This is a genomic window from Flavobacterium sp. Leaf82 (assembly GCF_001422725.1).
In the GTDB taxonomy this organism is placed as follows: domain Bacteria; phylum Bacteroidota; class Bacteroidia; order Flavobacteriales; family Flavobacteriaceae; genus Flavobacterium.
On record NZ_LMMA01000023.1, the window covers coordinates 394,483 to 415,414 of the forward strand.

The 20,932-nt window shown below is 32.9% G+C and carries 23 protein-coding genes; 18 read left to right on the top strand and 5 right to left on the bottom strand.

Annotated elements, in window-relative coordinates; genetic code table 11:
* Nucleotides 1–11 precede the first annotated feature (11 nt).
* The 10 genes from ASF10_RS14105 to ASF10_RS14150 all read left to right on the top strand — a co-directional run bounded on the left by ASF10_RS14105 (nt 12) and on the right by ASF10_RS14150 (nt 8,041).
* Complete coding sequence (locus ASF10_RS14105) at nt 12–692, top strand: aspartate/glutamate racemase family protein (protein WP_056250285.1); 681 nt, start codon at nt 12–14, stop codon at nt 690–692.
* A 16-nt stretch (nt 693–708) separates the two neighbouring features.
* On the top strand, nt 709–1,407 hold the full coding sequence (locus ASF10_RS14110) for a hypothetical protein (RefSeq protein WP_056250287.1): 699 nt from the start codon (nt 709–711) through the stop codon (nt 1,405–1,407).
* A 16-nt stretch (nt 1,408–1,423) separates the two neighbouring features.
* The gene (locus ASF10_RS14115; RefSeq protein WP_056250288.1) at nt 1,424–2,029 is read left to right on the top strand and encodes a hypothetical protein; all 606 of its coding nucleotides are present in this window, start codon (nt 1,424–1,426) and stop codon (nt 2,027–2,029) included.
* A 71-nt stretch (nt 2,030–2,100) separates the two neighbouring features.
* Complete coding sequence (locus tag ASF10_RS14120; RefSeq protein WP_056250289.1) at nt 2,101–2,469, top strand: ester cyclase; 369 nt, start codon at nt 2,101–2,103, stop codon at nt 2,467–2,469.
* Between the two features lie 213 nt (nt 2,470–2,682).
* The gene (locus tag ASF10_RS14125) at nt 2,683–3,729 is read left to right on the top strand and encodes a serine hydrolase domain-containing protein (protein ID WP_056250290.1); all 1,047 of its coding nucleotides are present in this window, start codon (nt 2,683–2,685) and stop codon (nt 3,727–3,729) included.
* Nucleotides 3,730–3,735: 6 nt separating this feature from the next.
* A complete protein-coding gene (locus tag ASF10_RS14130; protein WP_056250291.1) occupies nt 3,736–4,161 on the top strand; it encodes a DUF1801 domain-containing protein in 426 nt (141 codons plus the stop codon).
* 7 nt (nt 4,162–4,168) lie between these two features.
* Entirely contained in the window at nt 4,169–5,266 is a 1,098-nt protein-coding gene (locus tag ASF10_RS14135; protein WP_056250292.1) for an MBL fold metallo-hydrolase, read from the top strand.
* Nucleotides 5,267–5,513: 247 nt separating this feature from the next.
* Nucleotides 5,514–6,638: a lactonase family protein gene (locus ASF10_RS14140; RefSeq protein ID WP_056250294.1), complete on the top strand. Its 1,125-nt coding sequence runs from the start codon at nt 5,514–5,516 to the stop codon at nt 6,636–6,638.
* A 233-nt stretch (nt 6,639–6,871) separates the two neighbouring features.
* Nucleotides 6,872–7,414, top strand: a complete 543-nt coding sequence (locus ASF10_RS14145) for a GNAT family N-acetyltransferase (RefSeq protein ID WP_056250296.1) — start codon at nt 6,872–6,874, stop codon at nt 7,412–7,414.
* A gap of 45 nt (nt 7,415–7,459) precedes the next feature.
* Entirely contained in the window at nt 7,460–8,041 is a 582-nt protein-coding gene (locus ASF10_RS14150) for a TIGR00730 family Rossman fold protein (protein WP_056250299.1), read from the top strand.
* Between the two features lie 429 nt (nt 8,042–8,470).
* Here ASF10_RS14150 and ASF10_RS14155 read toward each other — a convergent pair whose 3' ends face one another.
* The gene (locus ASF10_RS14155) at nt 8,471–9,304 is read right to left on the bottom strand and encodes a helix-turn-helix domain-containing protein (RefSeq protein ID WP_056250301.1); all 834 of its coding nucleotides are present in this window, start codon (nt 9,302–9,304) and stop codon (nt 8,471–8,473) included.
* An 86-nt stretch (nt 9,305–9,390) separates the two neighbouring features.
* Here ASF10_RS14155 and ASF10_RS14160 point away from each other — a divergent pair, with 86 nt between their 5' ends.
* From ASF10_RS14160 to ASF10_RS14180, 5 genes are all read left to right on the top strand, one after another.
* The gene (locus tag ASF10_RS14160) at nt 9,391–9,786 is read left to right on the top strand and encodes a DoxX family protein (RefSeq protein WP_056250304.1); all 396 of its coding nucleotides are present in this window, start codon (nt 9,391–9,393) and stop codon (nt 9,784–9,786) included.
* Nucleotides 9,787–9,791: 5 nt separating this feature from the next.
* On the top strand, nt 9,792–10,742 hold the full coding sequence (locus tag ASF10_RS14165) for a polysaccharide deacetylase family protein (protein WP_056250306.1): 951 nt from the start codon (nt 9,792–9,794) through the stop codon (nt 10,740–10,742).
* A 303-nt stretch (nt 10,743–11,045) separates the two neighbouring features.
* Nucleotides 11,046–11,513, top strand: a complete 468-nt coding sequence (locus ASF10_RS14170; protein ID WP_056250307.1) for an SRPBCC family protein — start codon at nt 11,046–11,048, stop codon at nt 11,511–11,513.
* Between the two features lie 101 nt (nt 11,514–11,614).
* Nucleotides 11,615–11,983 carry an iron chaperone gene (locus tag ASF10_RS14175; RefSeq protein ID WP_056250308.1) on the top strand — a complete coding sequence of 123 codons (369 nt, stop codon included), beginning with the start codon at nt 11,615–11,617 and terminating at the stop codon, nt 11,981–11,983.
* A 6-nt stretch (nt 11,984–11,989) separates the two neighbouring features.
* Nucleotides 11,990–12,670: a 2'-5' RNA ligase family protein gene (locus ASF10_RS14180; protein ID WP_056250309.1), complete on the top strand. Its 681-nt coding sequence runs from the start codon at nt 11,990–11,992 to the stop codon at nt 12,668–12,670.
* A 94-nt stretch (nt 12,671–12,764) separates the two neighbouring features.
* On the opposite strand, the gene ASF10_RS14185 is transcribed toward ASF10_RS14180, so the two are convergent.
* The 4 genes from ASF10_RS14185 to ASF10_RS14200 form a co-directional block, all read right to left on the bottom strand.
* Complete coding sequence (locus tag ASF10_RS14185) at nt 12,765–13,127, bottom strand: VOC family protein (protein ID WP_056250310.1); 363 nt, start codon at nt 13,125–13,127, stop codon at nt 12,765–12,767.
* Nucleotides 13,128–13,170: 43 nt separating this feature from the next.
* A complete protein-coding gene (locus ASF10_RS14190; protein WP_198529592.1) occupies nt 13,171–13,914 on the bottom strand; it encodes a DUF2625 domain-containing protein in 744 nt (247 codons plus the stop codon).
* 163 nt (nt 13,915–14,077) lie between these two features.
* A complete protein-coding gene (locus ASF10_RS14195) occupies nt 14,078–14,737 on the bottom strand; it encodes a hypothetical protein (protein WP_056250313.1) in 660 nt (219 codons plus the stop codon).
* Between the two features lie 33 nt (nt 14,738–14,770).
* Nucleotides 14,771–16,918 (bottom strand): cation:proton antiporter, encoded by a 2,148-nt coding sequence (locus ASF10_RS14200; RefSeq protein ID WP_056250315.1) that lies wholly within the window; start codon nt 16,916–16,918, stop codon nt 14,771–14,773.
* Nucleotides 16,919–17,229: 311 nt separating this feature from the next.
* On the opposite strand from ASF10_RS14200, the gene ASF10_RS14205 reads away from it, so the two are divergent.
* The 3 genes from ASF10_RS14205 to panB all read left to right on the top strand — a co-directional run bounded on the left by ASF10_RS14205 (nt 17,230) and on the right by panB (nt 20,850).
* Nucleotides 17,230–18,657 (top strand): L-serine ammonia-lyase, encoded by a 1,428-nt coding sequence (locus ASF10_RS14205; protein ID WP_056250317.1) that lies wholly within the window; start codon nt 17,230–17,232, stop codon nt 18,655–18,657.
* Between the two features lie 125 nt (nt 18,658–18,782).
* Nucleotides 18,783–19,982 (top strand): SH3 domain-containing protein, encoded by a 1,200-nt coding sequence (locus ASF10_RS14210; RefSeq protein ID WP_056250319.1) that lies wholly within the window; start codon nt 18,783–18,785, stop codon nt 19,980–19,982.
* Between the two features lie 49 nt (nt 19,983–20,031).
* Nucleotides 20,032–20,850, top strand: coding sequence for a 3-methyl-2-oxobutanoate hydroxymethyltransferase (panB, locus tag ASF10_RS14215; protein WP_056250322.1), 819 nt, complete (start codon nt 20,032–20,034; stop codon nt 20,848–20,850).
* The last annotated feature ends 82 nt before the right edge of the window (nt 20,851–20,932 follow it).

Here is a 20,932-nt window from a genome sequence, read left to right on the forward strand (position 1 = left end):
ATTAAAAAAAAATGAAAAAAGTTGGACTTGTAGGCGGAATCAGTTGGGTTTCTACCATAGATTATTATAAATTAATTAATGAAGGTGTAAATAAAAAACTGGGCGGATTGCACTTTGCAGAATGCCTGATTTATTCCCTAAACTTTGCAGATATTCAGGAAAAAACCTGGACAGACTCCTATGAAATTATTTTAAATGCCTGTATAAGTTTAAAAAATAGCGGTGTCGATGCCATCGTATTATGTGCCAATACAGCACATATGTATGCAGACAAAATCGAAAAGGAAATTAATTTGCCGTTAATTCATATTGGTACAGAAACGGCTAAAGCTGTAAAACGACAAGAAATTACCACGATTGGATTTTTAGGAACTTCGTTTTCTATGGAAATGGATTTCTATAAAGATCGCCTTAAAAGTTTTGGACTTAATGTGTTGATTCCTGAAAAGCAGGAAACAAGAGACTATATTCAACACGTTCTAAAAGAAGAACTTGGCAGAGGCATTATTAATCCGGATTCGAAACAAAACTATATTAAAATAGCAAACGAACTGATAGAACGTGGTGCCGAAGGTATTATTTTAGGTTGTACCGAAATTCCGTTATTGATCGATCAATCTCATTTTTCAGTTCCGGTTTTTGATACAACCAAAATACATTCTGAAGCTATTGTAAACTTTATATTGTCTTAAACTTAAATTGTAACTTATGAGCTATTTTGGCGGGCTGGGTTCAGGAAAAGGCTGGAATAAATTTAATTTTATCCTTACCCCTCAACAATTTGAATTAATTTTCAGTGAACTTAAATTTTACTTCGTTATTACAAATACAAGGGTTGCCATAGACTACACCGCAACTGATAAATCGTATGTATTTGATGGTTACAATGATTTTTTTAACGAAATCATAATTGGTAAAAAAGAACATGACAGAAAACAACATTGGTTTTACGAGAACAAAATAAGATTATCAATAACGGATGATATCAATAAAATTGGCTTTAAGGAAATTACAGATGAAGAAGGTTGTATTTCTGATACATTTAAACTGGTAAATCCAACAGAACCGGTAATCAATATCACTCCTTTTTATCTTACCTTTTCAGAGAATAATGAAAGCTTAAGCATTGCTTACATGAATACCGAAGGAACAATAGGTTTAGAACTAACTTATCCTAAAGTAATACGTTTTTCTAATGATAAGTTCAATTCGGTTATTGATGCACAACAATTCAATAATCACCAATTATTCAATGACTTACTAAAAAATATAAAAGCATTATCTACTAAAGCAAAATTACAAAGCAAAACAAAACTACATCGCTCAAATTTTTGGATTAGTACCGAAGCAAAAAAAGTAATCAATGAAAATCGATATTTAAAATCGAACTCATTACTTATTATTTAATTCCATAAAATCATTTATGAAAAATCTCTTTAGAATATTTATTGCTCTATTAGTTTCAGTTTTATTATCTAATTGCGCTTCGTTTTCTAAAAAAGATTTTAAAAAGGACTATGTCAATTTAAATCCAGTTGATATCTACAAATTTAACGGAAAATATACTTTTGCACCAATAAAGAAATACGATAAAAAAAATGAACATTCTGATTTAGAAAGTATAAAAAAATATATCAATTCTTATAATTATATCACAAATGATATTTTAAAATTTGAAAATATAGATTCTACCGTAAACAATGTTTCCCAGTATTACATTGAATTAAAAATCCTTAACACTACCGAATTGAGTGTTGAACTATTTAAAAATAATAACAGCCTGAAAAAGCAGCAAATAAAAGGAACCCTAAAAAAAGACGGAATGTTTTATCTCGATAATAATTACCTGAAATGTACCGGAATCCCTTATCTTTTTGGAGGATGTAACAACAATAAAAGACGAATTGCTATTTCAAAAAACAATAATTTAATTGTAAATGAAGCAGTTGACAATTCGGGTGCATTATTATTTCTTTTTTGGGCAGGACAAAGTTATAATAGTACATATGAATTTGAGCGTCTGGAATAAATATTAAGTGTTTTTTGGGTTTTCCTAAATACTTATTTTATAACTTAGTTAGCTTTTTAAATTTTAAAATCATGACTAAGAAAGAAATCGCCCAGGACTTTTTAAATCTCGCAGCAAAAGGGCATTCGCACGAAGCATTTCGACTGTATGTAAGTAAAAAATTTAAACATCATAATGCTTATTTTAAAGGTGATGCAGATACTTTGATGCTCGCAATGGAAGAATCGACAAGAACAAACCCAAATAAAGTTTTCAAAATTCATCACATTCTTGAAGATGGAGATCTCGTTGCCGTACACTCTCACTTAAAACAAACTCCGGTTGATCTGGGTTTTGCCGTAGTTCATATTCTAAAATTCAAAGCTGATAAAATTGTTGAATTTTGGGATTTAGGACAACCCATCCCAAAAGAACCTATTAACGAAAACGGAATGTTCTGAGATTTACCGCAAAGAACGCAATGTTTTTTTACTTCCCGAGTTTAATAAAATAGCAAAGTTCGCAAAGCGAAATCAATACAAAGCTTTGCGAACTTTGTGTTTTTAAACTTCTGATTGATAAAAAAGCTTAGCGTTCTTTGCCGTAAAGTCGCAATCAAAGTGGTGCAAAAATTTACACCCTAAATAACCTAAAACCAGAAACAAAAACAAAAAATGACTTCCAATATTCGAATTTCCTTTATTATATCCTTTATTTTCCTTTTTTCCAATTATAACACATTCGCTCAGAAAAAAAATAATTATACCGCTCAAATTGACAGTTTAATCAGCGTTAGCAATCCAATATTTAATGGCGTTGTTCTAATTTCTAAAAACGGAAAAACAGTTTATAATAAAGTATATGGTTTTACTGATTTTCAAACCAGAAAACATTTAAAAACAAACAGCCAATTTGAAATCATGTCGAATACCAGACAAATCACGGCTGTTTTAATCTTAAAAGAAGTTGAACAAGGCAAAATTGATCTTCAGGCACCCATAAAAAAATACCTGCCGGAATTAAAACAATCCTGGGCAGATTCTGTAACTGTTCACCAGCTCCTAAATCATACACACGGAATCGTTGATTTAAAAAAACCTCTTTTATTTAAACCGGGAAGCGAATTTAAATATGGAGATTTAGGATATAGTTTACTGGGAAAAATAATTGAATCTGTTTCTAAAAAAAGCTATCCTGAAATAGCAAATGCCTTTTTTAAAGAACTAAAGATGAAAAACACCCTTTGTTTTTCTGCTGCTAAAATTCCAAATTTAGTTTCAGGATATGTCAACACAAATAATACGTTCAAGATAGTCTCAAAAACTATGCTTACTTTACAAAGCACTCCGTCTAACGGAATTGTTTCAACAGCAAGTGATTTAGCAATTTGGAATGAAAACCTGCATAAAGGAAAACTTCTAAAACCAGAAAATTATCAATTAATGTTTCAGTACAATATAACAGCCCAACACAGTTTTTTTGCAAAAGAAAAAGTAGGCTACGGATATGGTTTTAGAATTATCGATAAAGAACCTGTAAAATATGTTGGTCATACCGGTTTGGGTGATGGTTTTTCTTCTGTAAATTTGTACTTCCCTGAAAGTGACGTAAGTTTGATTGTTTTAGAAAATCAGATGAATGAGAATTCGGATTTGTTTTATAGCAATGAAATTAAAATCAAAAATATTTTATTAAAAAGCGATTTACTGAATCCAAAATAAAACAGAATGGCAAAGAATAAAACCACCGAAACCAAAAGCAGTGTTCCTGATTTTATAAATGCTTTTGTAGAAGACGAAGCCAAAAGAAATGATGCTTTTGAACTTAACAAAATCATGCAGGAAATTACACAATTTGAGCCCAAAATGTGGGGTCCAAGTATTATTGGTTTTGGAAGTTACCATTACAAATATGCAAGTGGTCACGAAGGCGATGCCCCGCTTGTGGGATTTTCTCCAAGAAAAGCAGCTATTTCGCTCTACATTTATATATCGCCAGAAAACAGAGACGAGTTACTCTCTAAGCTTGGAAAAAATAAAGCTTCAAAAGGTTGTATTTATATTAAAAAACTAGCCGACATTGATCTTGAAGTCCTTAAAAATATGATTGCACTTTCTTTAGAATATTTCAAAAAAACATATCCCTCAAATTAATAACATCATGATTATTACCCTGCTTATTCTTTTATTCGCCTTACTTATTTTTGTTTTTCAACATCCCAGATATGGTAAAAAACCTTCTGGCGAAAGATTAGCTTTAATACAAAAGTCACCAAATTATAAAAACGGAAAATTCGAAAACGTCAACTTTACGCCTGAACTTGCAGAAGGTTACGGATACTTTAATGTAATTTCTGAATTTCTATTTAAAAAAGTAGACAGGAAAATTCCAACGGATTTGATTCCTTCAATCAAAACAAACTTACTTGAACTTGCTATTAATCAGGACGTTTTAGTTTGGTTTGGGCATTCTTCGTATTTTATTCAGCTTGAAGGAAAACGTTTTTTAATCGATCCCGTTTTCAGTGGCAACGCCTCTCCAGTTTATGGAACTACAAAAGCATTTAAAGGCACTGATATTTATACCGCCGCTGATTTTCCGGAAATTGATTATTTACTAATTACACACGATCACTATGATCACCTTGATTATAAAACAATAATGGAATTAAAACCAAAAATTAAAAAAGTAATCTGTGCGCTTGGCGTAGGTTCTCATTTTGAATTTTGGGGATTTCCTAAAGAGATTATCATCGAAAAAGACTGGCACGAAAAAATAGAACTCGATCAGAATCTAACCCTTTATACCACGCCATCACGCCATTTTTCAGGCAGAAGTATTAAACGCTGCAATACACTCTGGACGTCTTTTGTTCTGGAAGCAAAAGATTTTAAAATGTATTTGGGCGGAGACAGCGGTTACGATACTCATTATGCCGAAATTGGTGCAAAATTTGGTCCTTTTGATATTGCACTTATCGATAACGGGCAATATAATCCAGCCTGGAAATACATTCATAATCTTCCGGAAGATGTAATAAAAGCCATGCAGGATATAAAAGCTAAAAGAGTATTTCCGGTTCATTCTTCTAAATTTTCACTGGCATTACATCCTTGGGATGAACCTTTGAAAAAAGTAACAGAATCAAATGCCGCATTAGAAAATCCGATTCCGTTAATCACACCAAAAATTGGAGAATTAGTAGAATTGAGAAATGAAAATCAGGAATTTCAACAATGGTGGAAAGGAGTTAGATAAATTTTAGATTTTAGAATGAAGAGACAAGAATCTAGATTTTAGATTAAAACTAACACCGGAAACTTGAAAAACGCTTAGTTTGTCATTTCAACTGAAAGGAGAAATCACACGAGAAACTCCGCAAAGATTGTCGAAATACTTTATGTGATTTCTCCTTCGTCGAAATGACAAGATTGAACATAACCTAAAACATGAAACAAAACAAACCTGAAACCTGAAACAAAATAAAACCTGAAACAAAAAAGCAATGAAACTAAAATTCATCTCGACAACGATTCTTTTCCTGATCAGTTATACTATTTTCTCCCAAAATACGTATGTTTTTCTAGGAAGTTATAATCGTGACAAAACTGCCGAATCTATTCAGGTTTACCAATTAGACACTATAAACGGAGAACTCACAAAAGTAACCTCAGCAAAAAATACCATTAATCCGTCGTATTTGACTGTATCACCAAACGGAAAATATTTATATGCCTGTACTGATACCAGAACGCCAAATGCAGGAAGCGTAAGTAGTTTTGAGTTTAATCCGGAAAACAAAACACTTACTTTTTTAAACAAACAATCCAGCGGTGGCGAAAATCCCGTTTATCTCTCGGTTCATAAAAGCGGCAAATGGCTTGTAAATGGCAATTATAGTGAAGGAAGCGTTTCAGTTCATCCACTATTAGAAAATGGTCAGATCGATTCGCTTGCACAGAATTTTCAATATACAGACGGAAGCATTAATAAAGAAAGACAAACCAAATCTCATGTGCATTCGACTGTATTTTCTCCGCAAAATGATTATTTGTTTATGCCGGATTTAGGTGCGGATAAAATTCGTTGTTATCGTTTTGATGAAAAGCAAAAACAGCCCTTAATAGAAACAAAAGTTCCATATACAAAAACTGATTTAGAAGCCGGTCCAAGGCATTTTACTTTTCATCCCAACGAGAAATTTGGTTATTGTATCGAAGAAATATCAGGTTCGATAAGTGTTTATCAATACAAAAATGGGACTTTAAAACAAATTCAGCGCATTAACACACATCCGGATTCTATAACATCCGGTTTTGAAAGTTCCGACATTCACATTTCGCCTGACGGAAAATTTTTGTACGCCTCAAATCGAGGAAAAGAAAATAACATCGCTATTTTTTCTATTGCTAAAAACGGACTTCTGAAAAATATTGGCTATCAATCGACTTTAGGAAATCATCCGCGGGTTTTTGCTCTTGATGAAAGCGGTAAATTTTTGATCGTCACAAATGTAAATTCCGGAAATGTCGTAGTTTTTAAAAGAAATTCTAAAACAGGATTACTTGATAAAACAGGAAATGAAGTTAAAATGGAAAATGTAACTTGTGTGCAGATTAAAAAGATTTAAATTTGAGGTAAACGGGTTTTACTCGTCTTCGAAGATTTTTTTTCTGTTTTGATTTTACGCACATTCTGAAAAACGCAGTATCTCTACAAGAAAATTAATATCGAAAAAACTTTAATATTATAACACTGATTTCAGAGATTTCTTCTTTATCGAAAGATAAAATTATATTAATTATTGGCGAAAGAAAATCTTTTTCAATCACCTTAATCAGTGGCAAAAAAAACTTAAAAAAAATGAATAATTCAGCATTCAACTTACAACCTGATTTTTTAGAAGATGACATTACAAAATTAGTTCCGCTAAAGGAAAGTGATTTTGATGCACTTTATGAAGTAGCTTCTGATCCCTTAATTTGGGAACAGCATCCAATGAAAGACCGATATAAAATAGAAGTTTTCAAGACATTTTTTGACGCAGCCATCAACTCAAAAAGTTCTTTTTTAATTTTAGATAAAAAAACAAACGAAATTGCAGGTAATACCCGTTACTACGATTACAATCCGGAAAAATCAAGTATTGCCATTGGTTTTACTTTTATTGGCCGAAAATTCTGGGGAGGATTATACAATAAATCGAATAAAAAATTATTGATAGATTATGCTTTTCAACATGTAGATTCGGTACTATTTCATATTGGTACAGATAATATTCGTTCGCAAAAAGCAGTAGGCAAATTGGGAGCCATAAACATTGGTGAAGTAAATATTATTGGAAATGTTCCGCTAAATCTACCCCATTTTGAATTTGAATTAAAAAAGCAGAACGTTAAAAGATAAAAACTATTTTTGCACTTATTTTATCACACACATAGTTTACAAAGAATGAAAAGAATTACAGTTTTCTGCGGATCAAGTTTTGGTACCGAAGAAATTTACAAAGAACAAGCCCAATTACTTGGAAAAACATTAGCACAACAAAATATAGAATTAGTTTACGGCGGCGCAAACGTAGGTTTAATGGGCGCTGTAGCTGATGGTATTTTAAACGAAGGCGGAAAAGCAATTGGTGTTTTACCCAATTTTTTAAGATCGAAAGAAATAGCACATCTTGGTTTAACAGAATTAATTTTGGTGGAAAGCATGCATGAAAGAAAAACCAAAATGAACGAGTTGTGCGATGGGGTAATTGCGCTTCCGGGTGGCTTTGGAACTCTTGAAGAGCTTTTCGAAATGCTGACCTGGGCGCAATTAGGACTTCATAAAAAACCAATCGGAATCTTAAACATCAATGGATTTTATGATGCTTTGATCGAATTAACAAAAGTTATGGTCGAGAAAGGTTTATTAAAAGAGGTGAATCAGCAAATGCTTTTGGTAAGCGATAATATTGATGATTTATTAGAGCAAATGAAAAATTATGTCGCACCAACCACCGGAAAATGGATCGATAAAGAAAAAGTGTAAATTAATATTGAATGCATTGTGCGTTTAATTAAATTACAAATCGTTTAGAAATTGAATTTTTCACATCAACGCTCCAGCGGAGCGATATATTTATAGCAAATTCGTTCTAAGATCCTATAATCAAGCTCCATCGGAGCGACATATTTATAGCTATATATTTATAGCAATATGTTTTATTGAATAGATAGATATTTCACCCCGCTGAGGCTCTTCTATTTTGTAAATTCTTGATTTTCTATAGATATTTTACCCCTCTGGCGCTCTTCTATTGTGTGAATTCTTGATTTTCTATAGATATTTCACCCCGCTGGGGCTCTTCTATTGTGTAAATTCTTGATTTTCTATAAATATTTCACCCCGCTGGGGCTTCTATTATGTGAATTCTTGATTTTCTATAGATATTTCGTCCCGCTGGGACTGAGGTTTTATCTAATTTTTAAACTGCTTTTTATAATCGCTTGGGTTTACTCCAGTATATTTTTTAAACAATCTATTGAGGTGACTTGCATCGCTAAAACCAAACTCATATACAATTTCGTTGATTTGCATATTGGTAAATTTCAGTCTCGTTTCGATTAGTTTTATTTTGTAGGCAATTGTGTATTGCTGAATACTTTGTCCTGTTTTGGTTTTAAAATATTCGCTGATATAAGTTGGTGAAACATGAAATTCTATAGCCATTTTTGTCGCTTTTAATGCTTCGGGCTTATAAATATTCTGGTGTACATAATTTAGTAAATCCAAACCCGGTTCTGCATTCGATGGAGCAAATGCAACTGGCGCAATAAGGGAAATATTTCTTGCAGCAATTGTAATAATAGTATTCAGAATTTGTTTGATTACTTCCTGCTGCTGCGGAAAACTGCTGTTTTCTTCTAAAATTAAAGCCTGAACCATCGCCCTTAACAAAGGTTTATCAGTTACTGTTTTTAAAATACAGCCCGGCAAATGGTTGTGATTATGAAAAATGAATTCTAATTTCTGAATCCAGTCGCTGTTTTGTGTTTTAAGATAACTGTCATGAAAACGGATAAAGAAAAACTTCGTTTTTTCAGCAACTTCAAAACTATGTGTATCCTGCGGAAAAATCAAAAACAGTTTATCGCTGGCATATGGCAATCGATGATCATTAATAATCTGAATTCCTTTTCCTTCTAAAACAAAAACCATTTCAAAAAATGTATTCCTGCGTTCTTTTGCTTCATATTCTGAAACCTCCAGAAACTGAAGTTCAAAAGGATGGTATAAATTTCTAATTTCCATTTTTCAAAAATACAAATTATTCCAATGATTGTACAAATTTAAATAAGCAGTTCTTATCAACTTTGTAGTACAAAATCACACAAAATATGGAAACTACTTCTTTTTTATTATTACGCCTTGCCGTTGCTATAAGTATGTTTGGTCACGGACTTGTACGTTTGCCAAAACTAACCACTTTTAGTCATTGGATGATTGGCAGTTTTGAAAATTCTATGCTGCCAAAATTCATCGTCACACCATTTAGTTACGTTTTGCCAATTGCCGAATTTGTAATTGGATTGTTTTTGATACTGGGATTATTTACAAAAGCTTCTTTGATAGCCGGAGCAATCGTCATGTTGGCCTTACTGTTTGGTACTTCGATGATTGAGAATTGGGAAGCAATTCCGTCACAATTAATTCACGTTGCATTTTTTGCTTTACTTTTACATTTTATAAGTTATAATAGTTGGGCAGTAGATACTTTTTTAATTAAAAAATAACACTCATGAGTTCAAGAAGAAATTTTATAAAACAAACCGGAATTATTGGAATGGTTGGTATGATGAATCCAATCGATACATTCGCAGAAGTATCAAAAACAGAATCGTTTTTAACGCCAGCAAAAACAAAATGGGCAGATGGTTCGAGATTAGTCGTTTCGATTTCGATGCAATTTGAAGCGGGCGGACAACCTGAAAATGCAGAAAGTCCGTTTCCTCAAAATATACAAAAAGGATATATTGATCTTCCAGCCACAACCTGGTATGATTACGGATATAAAGAAGGAATCCCGCGCATGCTCGATAATTGGGATAAACTAGGTGTAAAAGTGACCTCGCACATGGTAGGAACTGCCGTTTTGAAAAATCCGGAACTTGCCAAAGAAATTGTACAACGCGGACACGAAGCTGCAGCGCACGGTATGAATTGGAGCACGCAATACACAATGCCTTATGAAGAGGAAAAGAAATTTATAAAAGATGGCGTTGATGCTATTAAAAAAGTAACAGGTTTTACTGCTGTTGGTTACAATGCAAACTGGTTACGTCGCGGAAAAAACACTCTCGACATCTTACAAGAATTGGGTTTCAAGTATCATATCGATGATCTTAGCAGAGATGAACCTTTTATTATTCAGGTAAAAAACAAAGATTTTGCCGTAGTTCCGTATACGCTGAGATGTAACGATATTGTTTTAATTGAGGGAAAAAACTTCTCAGCTGATCAATTTCTGCAACAAGCCAAAATGGAATTTGACCAATTATATGCCGAAAGTGAAACTCAACGCAGACAAATGTCTATTAGTTTTCATGATCGCATTGGCGGAACGCCACAAATGGTCAAAGCTGCAAACGATCTTATTAAATACATGCAACAACACAAAGGCGTAAGTTTTAAGCGAAAAGATGAAATTGCCGAAATAGCGCTGCACGATAAAACTACAATTAGAGAATAAAAAATATATTTCCAGCATTTAAAAATCCATACGGGTAAAACTTGTGTGGATTTTTTTATTGAATGTATTTGAGATTTCTTTCTTAAATTAGGGGTTGGAAAAACTTGTTTCAGTTTTTTTTGTTTCAAGTTTCAGGTTATGCGCCATTTTTGTCATTTCGACAGAGGAGAAATCTTCGCAACTGGCTCGCCAAAGATTGATATTCTTTGTAGAGTTTCGCACGAAGATTTCTCGTTCCTCGAAATAACAAACGAAGCTTGATTCACATTTTACATTTTACAAACAACATCTCACCAATAAAAAATGAAAGCAGAAAACAACCACTTCGCAAAAGCCGAAATGCTGATAAGAAAACCTGTTTCAGAAGTTTTTAAGGCTTTTACAGATCCGGAAATAACCAGTAAATTTTGGTTTACAAAAGGTTCCGGAAAATTAGAACAAGACACAAAAACCGAATGGACTTGGGAAATGTATGGTTTTTCATTAACCGTAACCACTCATGTTTTGCAGGAGAATAAAAAAATTGTGATCGAATGGGGAAATCCAGATGAAAGTACCATCGTAGAATGGATTTTTAGTCCGCTGGATGAAAATGAAACATTTGTAAGCATTATCAATTCAGGTTTAAAAGGAGATCATGATAAAATAATCGATCAGGTTCGCAATTCAACAGAAGGTTTTACGTTAGTTTTAGCAGGAGCAAAAGCATATTTAGAACATAATATCTTGTTGAATTTAGTCTTGGATCGTTTTCCTAAGGGATTAGCGTAAAGAAAGTTTATTTTGTTTCAGGTTTCAAGTTTCAGGTTTCGCAACAAACTTGAAACCTGAAACTTGAAACTTTTTAAACCTGAAACTAAAAAACAAAAACCATGGATACAAAGAAACCCGAAAATATCGATGAATATATTGGCGCGTTCCCTAATGATGTTCAGGAAATTTTAGAGAAAATCAGGGCAACGATTCAGGAAGCGGCTCCGGATGCCAAAGAAAAAATTAGTTATTCGATGCCGGCTTTTGAGCAAAACGGAATCGTGGTTTATTTTGCCGCCTATAAAAATCATATTGGTTTATATGCTTTGCCAAGCGGTAATGAAAGTTTTAAAGAAGAACTTTCAAAATATAAATCAGGAAAAGGTTCTGTTCAATTTCCTCTGGATCAGCCAATGCCATTTGAATTGATAACCAAAATTGTAAAATTCAGAATAAAAGAAAACATTGAAAAAGCAAAAAAGAAATAATTTTAAATGGATTTAAACCAACATTACAATCAGCTTTACAAAACATCTTCTGAAACTATTTTAGAAGGTAATTATAAACTTGACACACAAATAAACAATACTTCAGATTCCCGATTTGGAATCACCTTACTTATTCGCCCAAACGAAACCATTACAGCCAATATTAAGTTGTTTTTAGAGGAATTGAGAGCGATTGAACCTAACCAATATTATTATCCGGATTCAGATCTTCATATTACCGTGATGTCCATTATTTCCTGTTACGAAGATTTTACTTTAAACAAAATTGAGATTAAGGATTATATCGACATAATCCAGCAAAGTTTAGTGCATCTGGATAAAATAAAAATTGAGTTTCGAGGCGTTACAGCTTCTCCTTCTGCGGTGATGATTCAGGGTTTTCCAACAGATGAATCTTTGAATAATTTCCGAAATAAATTGAGAGAGAATTTTAAAAATTCTGTTTTAGAACAAAGTATCGATAGCAGATATACAATTGCAGCGGCACATTCTACCGTAATGCGATTTCAGGAAAAGCTTCAAAATCCGAAAAAATTAATAGAAATCACGGAAAAGTTTCGCGATTATGATTTTGGAGAATTTGAAGTTAAAAATATAGAACTAGTTTATAACGATTGGTATCAAAGAGAAGGAAACACAATACATTTAGCAAAGTTTGTGATTTGATATTTTTAGTCCCGAATTTCAAAAATTGGAATTTTTAAGTTTATTCTAATTAGTGAAAATTAGTGTGATTCGTGGCAAACTTCAAGCAAAAAAATTATTTATTAAACTTTCCAAAATGCCATAAAACACCGGAAGGATCGTGCAAAAAACATTCGCTTCCCCAATCTAAGTGCCGAATTGGAGTAAGTTTTACACCATATTTTTCGGCTATGTTTAAGGCTAATAATTGATTGTAATAATCATCGACATTCTCAACTTCAAGGAAAATCATGGTATTTTCGACCCATTCTTTTGCATAATAATCCTGAAGATAAAATGCCAGATCTCCTGTTTTAAAAACAGAGAAATTAGATTCTAAAATCGTTTCCTCAAAACCTAAATCACGGTAAAAACTTCTGGAGATTTCAAAATCCTTAGCACCAATAAAAGGTCGGATTGATGTGGCTTTGTGATTCATTTTTCTCTTATTTAAAATTAATGCTGAACCTTAGAACTACCTTTTATTTATCAAAACCAAGTTGTTTTCTCAAATCCAGATTTAAATTATATTGCTCCTGAATTGGGATAATTTTACGGGAACTTTTATTAATATCACTTCCTTCTGCTGTCCAGAGAAACGGGTAAAAATTAAAAACTTCATCGCCTTTCAGTTTAGAAACTTCCTGTCTCCAGCCATTCCATCTATTGCCTTCATAAAACTTATCCAGATCATTATTGAAACAAAATCCTAAAAATTCAGAATACGTAATATCAAGTTGCTCATACTCCAGATTATCCGGAGAAAAATAATAAACTTTCCCAATATCAGTTCCTAATCCGCCGCCATTTAAAAGATAAAAACCACCAATTGCATCATCTGCAATCAATAAAAACGGAGGTGTTTCACCAAATTCATTAAACGATTTTCCTTTGTTCCAATCCGGAAGCGTACGATTAAATTTTAAATTTCCTGAACCTAAAATTCTAATCCAGCCATCATCAACTAAAAGTCCGCCTGTCATAAAAACAATTGCTCCCATTGAGGAACGTGTTGTAACCTGGGTTTTGTATAATGCGTCTTTTGCTTTTGCTGCATCTACAGGTAAAACCTCAACTTTATTTTTTGCTGTTTTTATCCAGTCTTCAACAATTGTCCAGCCCGGATCTGCTTTATCTATAAGTTCTTCCGCTTTTTTCATTTTGGTTTGTGCAGTGGCTGCAAAAGTTATAAAGGTCAATACAATTAACGTAAATTTTAGTGTCATTTATTATCTTATAAAAATTCTTTTATATCTAACTTTTCTTCAAAATATTACCTAAACCTCAAAATCTCTACAAAACTTAATTACAATAAAAACTTTCAGAAATATTGAAGTGTTGATATGGGTATGTTTTGTGATTCATCTTATTAAAAGATTAAAAATATAATTAATTTTCTTTACGACGATTCATCAGTACCGTAGCTATTCTTTGATAAACAACTACAGCCGTTAACCATATAGTAATAAAAAAAGAAAATTTACCTAGTAAGTCATTCCAGTGATTAGTATAAACATCTATTAACATTGAAAATATAATACAAAATGGGATAAATCCAATTAAAATTACCGGAATCAATACAAGCAAACCAAAACTAATTTCGACAATTTTTGCCTTTTCATTAATAAAATTTGAAATTGAATTTGTAAAGGCATAAGGCTTATAAATTCTGCTCAAGTAACTATTAGAATCTTCTTCTTTAAACAATTTATCAAATCTTACCCTCGTTATAATATTAAATGCGAACAAAATTTCTTTCTTTTGATAAATTACTGAATTTAAATCATACAAAAGATACACAAAAACCAAAGGTATTAATTTAACGAATATAGAAGTATCAGTTATAGATACAGGTCCTAAATTCAAATTTTCAATTTTAAGATTACCCGCAAATAAATAAAGAAAAATAATAACAATTTCCCATAAAATTAACTTGTCATGTCTTTCATTCAATACCGTTAAATTTTCAAACAATTTATCATGATAATCCTTAATTGCTGATTCATCATTATTAGTTATAAATTGATCTACTTTTTCAGAATTTTTCATACAATTACAACTATTTTATAATAAGTTATTTCTTTATCCTTTCTTTAAAATATTCCCAAGACCACGGCCAATTTGTTCAATCGCTTCTAATCCTTTTGTTAGCGGTGTAGCTGTAAAATCTTCATAAGCATCCATAGAAGTTCCTTTGCGATCGTCATGCGCATACACTAAAATCAAGTTATTTTCATTGAATGATTTTTCGAATTTCTGAGGCAACTTATCAAAAATAGACTGGTACGAAACAGAACCTTTTCTGGATAAATTAAATACGATCAAATCAGTTGGTTTAATTTCATCTGAAATCGATTCAAAATCCTCCCAATCCAGAATGCTTTTAAAACCTAATTTAGCATTTAACTTTAAGTTTGCAGCTATTTGCTGAATTGCCTGATGTGTTCTATACTCGGCATAAATTATAATCGGAATACTTAATTCCTGTGATAAACGGCAGATTTTTTGTAATAAAAGATGAAAACCAACTCCTCTTTCAGAAAAAGGCGGACAAATAAAAACCAATCTTTTTTCTTCTATAAAAGTCTTTTGAAACCTGCAGATAAATAAACTCTTGTCTACATTATTGATAATTGAATCCACATTTTCTCCAAAAATTTTATCCAGGAATCCTGTTTTTCTTGGCCATCCAACAATCACAATATCCGACATGATTTCTTTAGACGTTCTCGCAATTCCGCTTGCAGGATTGTGGTCAATTCTGGCAATTGTATTTATTTTTACTTCAGATGCTGATCCCTGAATTACAAACTTATCAACTGCTTTTCGATACTTTAAAATGTTTTTTTCGGCCTGATCATTATTAGGAACAATCGTTAATAAAGTCACCGGATTAGCTGATTTTTTATCTTTTATCAAAAGCGCAAAATCTAGTAAAGTGGCTGTAGCCGAAGTTTTGGCTAACGGAATCAAAATGTGTTCGTCTAAAATTTGATCGCTGTGCGCATCTTCATGAGAAACTTCTTCTTCGCAAATCGCAATCTTTTTTGCTGCTTTTTCAGTCGCGAAAGAAGCTACGATACACGTTATTAAAATTAAAATAATAGTTCCGTTAAGGATATTCTCATCAAGGATTTTGGCTTTAAAACCAACCAGAATAACTGCCAAAGTTGCTGCGGCATGTGCACTGCTTAACCCGAAGATAAGTTGTCTTTCGGTCTTTGTATATTTAAAAACAATTTGAGTAAAAAAAGCTGCGATCCATTTTCCAAAAATAGCCACAACACTCAACGTACCGGCTACAATTAAAGCCGTTGGTCCGCTAAGAATCACGCTGATATCTACCAGCATTCCAACAGAAATCAGGAAAAACGGAATAAACAATGAATTTCCAATAAACTCAATTCGGTTCATCAATGCAGACGAATGCGGAATCAGTGGATTCAATGCCAAACCAGCAACGAAAGCCCCAATAATAGGCTCTACTCCTGCTACTTCGGCCAAAAATGCTGCAAAGAAAACAACAGATAATACGAATATATAATGGGCATGTTTTTCACTTTCTAATTTCTTAAAGAACCATTTTGCAATTCTCGGAATAACCAAAAACATAATAGCAGAAAAAATTGCCAGTGAAACGGTTAATTTTATCCAGAAAGCCTGATTCAGATTACCCTGACTACTTCCCATAATCACGGCAAGAATAATTAAAACGGCAGTATCTGTTAAAATAGTTCCACCAACGGTAATGGCAACAGCCTGATTTTTTGCAATACCAAGTTTACTCACAATTGGGTAAGCCACAAGCGTGTGCGTTGCAAACATACTTGCGGTCAGGAAACTGGCATTAAAATCATATTGCAATAAATAATAACAAACCGGAAACCCAATCGTCAAAGGAAAAATAAAGGTAAAGAAACCGAACAATAAACTCTTATTTCTGTTCGCCTTAAACTCATTCATATCCAATTCAAGACCTGCAATAAACATAATGTATAAAAGACCGATTGTCGAAAATAAATCTACAGCTGAATTTTTTGCCAGAATATTAAGTCCGTGTGGTCCAATGATAACGCCGGAAATAATAAGCCCGATAATCCCTGGAATATTTATTTTTTTTAGTAAAATAGGCGACAACAGAATAATGAAAAGTATCAAAGAAAAAATCAATACTGGGTTGCTAAGTGGTAATTCGAATTCTTGTAAAAAATGCTTGAAAAATTCTATCATAATGTAATTTTATCTTCTTTGTAGTATTTTAATTTTTCGTAAAAAGTGATGTCCAATTAAAATAAAACGAAGAAGTCATTTTACCGATTTATTAAAACAAGAAAATCGGATTCTTTAGTGATTGCTTCACTACAAAAATACCTAAAAAAACTGCCAACTTTTCACGAAAACCGCATATTAAGTAATAAAAATTGTTTCGTTGCCAAATTATTAATTTTTAATATATTTTTTAACAAAACTGCAACATTAATAAACTAAAATAAATGTTCATTGCATTATTCAATTATCTTTGTCTTAATAAATATTGCACAATGGAAGAATGTATCTCTGTTTTTGATATGCTTAAAATTGGCGTTGGCCCCTCGAGTTCTCATACTTTAGGGCCTTGGAGAGCCGCAGAACGTTTTTTAGAAGAGTTAAAAGACGAATCAATTTTAGACCAGATTAAACGTGTAAAAGTCGATTTATACGGATCTCTTTCTTTAACCGGAAAAGGTCACGCCACAGATTTATCTGTAATGCTGGGTTTAAGCGGACAAGATCCGGAATATATTCCTATTGATAATATTGCAGGAATCATTAAAACTATCGAAGACACGAACGAGATTACTTTAGCGAATGAATATAAAATTCCGTTTTATTTTCTTCAGGATATTGTTTTCAACAAAGAATTTCTTCCTTTTCATGCCAACGGATTAAAATTCACGGCTTATAAAGAAGATGATTCTGAGTATAAATCTACTTTTTATTCTATTGGAGGAGGTTTTGTCGTTAAAGAAGAACGTACGAATGCCAAGATCAAAGAGGTTATAAAATGTGCTTTCCCCTTCCCGATTCAAAATGCTGTTGAGCTTTTAAATTATACCGTTTCAGAAAATAAATCAATATCTGAGATTGTGTATGAAAACGAAAAATCGATGCGTCCCGAAGCTGAAATTCACTCTGAATTAATGCGTATCTGGAACACGATGTTAGAATGTATGTATATTGGTTGTCATACCGGAGGCATTCTTCCGGGCGGACTAAACGTTCGCCGAAGAGCTTTTGATATGCACCAAAACTTAATAGGTTTATCGAATTATTCGAACCCGCAAACCTGGCTGGAAGAAATTAGAAAAACCGAAGTAAAATTTCGCCAGATCCTGAAATGGGTAAGTTGTTTTGCACTTGCCGTGAATGAGGTAAATGCTTCTTTAGGCCGTGTAGTTACGGCACCAACAAACGGAAGCGCTGGTGTAATTCCGGCTGTTTTAATGTATTATCTGGTGATTGAAAACCATAATGCAGGCGAAAAAGAAATCAAACAATTTTTGATGGTTGCCGGAGAAATTGGAAGCATCTTTAAAAAAGGTTCTACAATTTCGGCTGCAATGGGCGGTTGTCAGGCAGAAATTGGCGTTTCATCATCGATGGCTGCGGCGGCACTTTGCGAATTAATGGGCGGATCTCCTGCTCAGGTTTTAATGGCTGCCGAAATCGCAATGGAACATCATCTTGGTTTAACCTGCGACCCAATTGGTGGTTTGGTTCAGATTCCGTGTATCGAAAGAAATACAATGGGCGCGATAAAAGCCATAAATGCTGCCGAATTAGCGCTTGAAACTGATTCTAAAAATGCAAAAGTTCCATTGGATAAAGTGATCAATACCATGTGGCAAACCGCAAAAGACATGAATTCTAAATACAAAGAAACCTCTGAAGGCGGATTGGCAATTGCCGTAAACATGGCGGATTGTTAAAAGCAAAAAAAGTTTGCCACGAATTTCACCAATTTACGCGAATTTTTATATTCGTAAAATATAGAATTCAATTAGTAATTAGTGAAAATTGGTGAAATTCGTGGCAAACTTATAAAATCAACTTCATGAAAAAATACCACTTTCTTTTAGCAATCTTATTTTGCTCTGTTTTATTGCATTCCCAAGAACGTTATTTTCTTAATTCAGATACTCGATTATATACTTCTGCCAATACATCTGCTGATTTTTTGGGCTATTTTAAATATGGTGCCGAAGTGCAATTATTATCCGAAAGTAAAAATGGCTGGTACAAAGTAAAAGCTGATAATTTTTCTGAAGGTTATATTCCTGAAAAATACGTTGCAACACGTTTAAACGCCAAAGATATTAAGGTTAGAGACAACGAAAATCCGCTTATAGAAGGCAGCGATAATTACTATGGCAGCAATCATCTTTTTGTATTAGTTGCAGGTTTAAAAGCGCGTGCACAACCGGATAAAAATTCAAAAATTAGAGAAATTTTATACACCGGTGATCCCGTTCCTATTAATTACCTTCCTAAAAACCAAGACGAATGGGTAAATATAGGCGGGAATTTTAGCGAAGAAAATGCAAAATTTACCCTAAGAAAATTTGTTGGAAACAGACCTGACTTCAATACTTTAATAAAAGACTTTGATAAACTCGATGTAACGAATATTACAGAACGCAAAACTATTGGTGAACGACTTGTAGAACTTGCCTGGAATAGTGACAACACAGCATTAGCTCCTGCATATCAAAGATATTATGAAGTTGTAAAGCAATTAAACGATCCTAAACTTCTTGCAGATACAGAGCTCAATATGGCTATAGCCAAAGGGCAAAGCAAACGTAAAAAGCCAGAAGAGATTCTTGCTTTTGTTAAAAAATCTGAATTCGTTTTGAAAGGAGTAAAAACCAAATCCTGGAATTTAACTCAAAAAGATCTCGTAAAAACATTTGGTAAACCTTCTAAAAAAGCAAACGTAAGTGATGAATGTGGTGTTTATTTAAGTGATCTTTTTTACTATTATCCAGACTTGGAAGCTTCTGTAGACGAGCAAAAAAATCAGGCAGAAATCACTAAAGTTTTTATCAACGAAAACAATAAACTGGTTTTAAACCCAAATGCAATATTAGACCATACAGTATCTGAGAAAGCATTTATCGAAAAATACGGTACTTATATTGGCGCTTCCATAAAAGCCCCGCATTCTTACTCTATACAAATAGAAGACAGCGAATTTAGACTAGAATTTAAAGACGGAAAGTTATTTACCATCGAAATATTCTTCTATTGCTGATTTCAATCTATAATTATTCAATACTTTTACATCTTCAAAAAAAAACAAAATGTCAGTAGCAAAAAAAGATTATAAAAGAATCACAACAAAGTCATTAATCGAAATGAAAAGCAATGGAGAAAAAATCTCTATGCTAACAGCTTACGATTTTACAATGGCTAAAATTGTTGATACCGCAGGAGTCGATGTGATTTTAGTGGGCGATTCAGCATCAAATGTTATGGCGGGTCACGAAACGACATTGCCTATTACTTTAGATCAAATGATATATCATGCTTCATCTGTAGTTCGTGCTGTAGAAAGAGCTTTAGTAGTGGTAGATTTACCTTTTGGAAGTTACCAGTCTGATCCTAAAGAAGCATTGCGTTCTGCTATTCGAATCATGAAAGAAAGCGGCGGTCACGCTGTAAAACTTGAAGGAGGAAAAGAAATTAAAGAATCAATCAAAAAAATATTAAACGCAGGAATCCCGGTTATGGGACATTTGGGTTTAACACCGCAATCGATCTATAAATTTGGAACTTACAGCGTTCGTGCCAAAGAAGATCAGGAAGCCGAAAAACTAATCGAAGATGCTAAATTATTAGAAAAAATAGGTTGTTTTGGAATTGTTCTGGAAAAAATCCCAGCACATTTAGCAGAGCAAGTTGCTAAAAGTATTTCAATTCCGGTTATTGGTATTGGTGCCGGTGGTGGTGTTGACGGACAAGTTTTAGTAATTCATGATATGTTAGGAATGAACAATGAATTTAGTCCGCGTTTCTTACGTCGTTATTTAAACCTTTACGAAGAAATGACAAAAGCAATTGGTCAATATGCTGCTGATGTTAAGTCAAGTGATTTTCCTAATGCTGGGGAACAATACTAAATTTTAGACTGACTTAGATTTTTAGACTGACTTAGACTTCTTAGATTTACTTTTTAAATTATTTAAAACATAAATCTAAGAA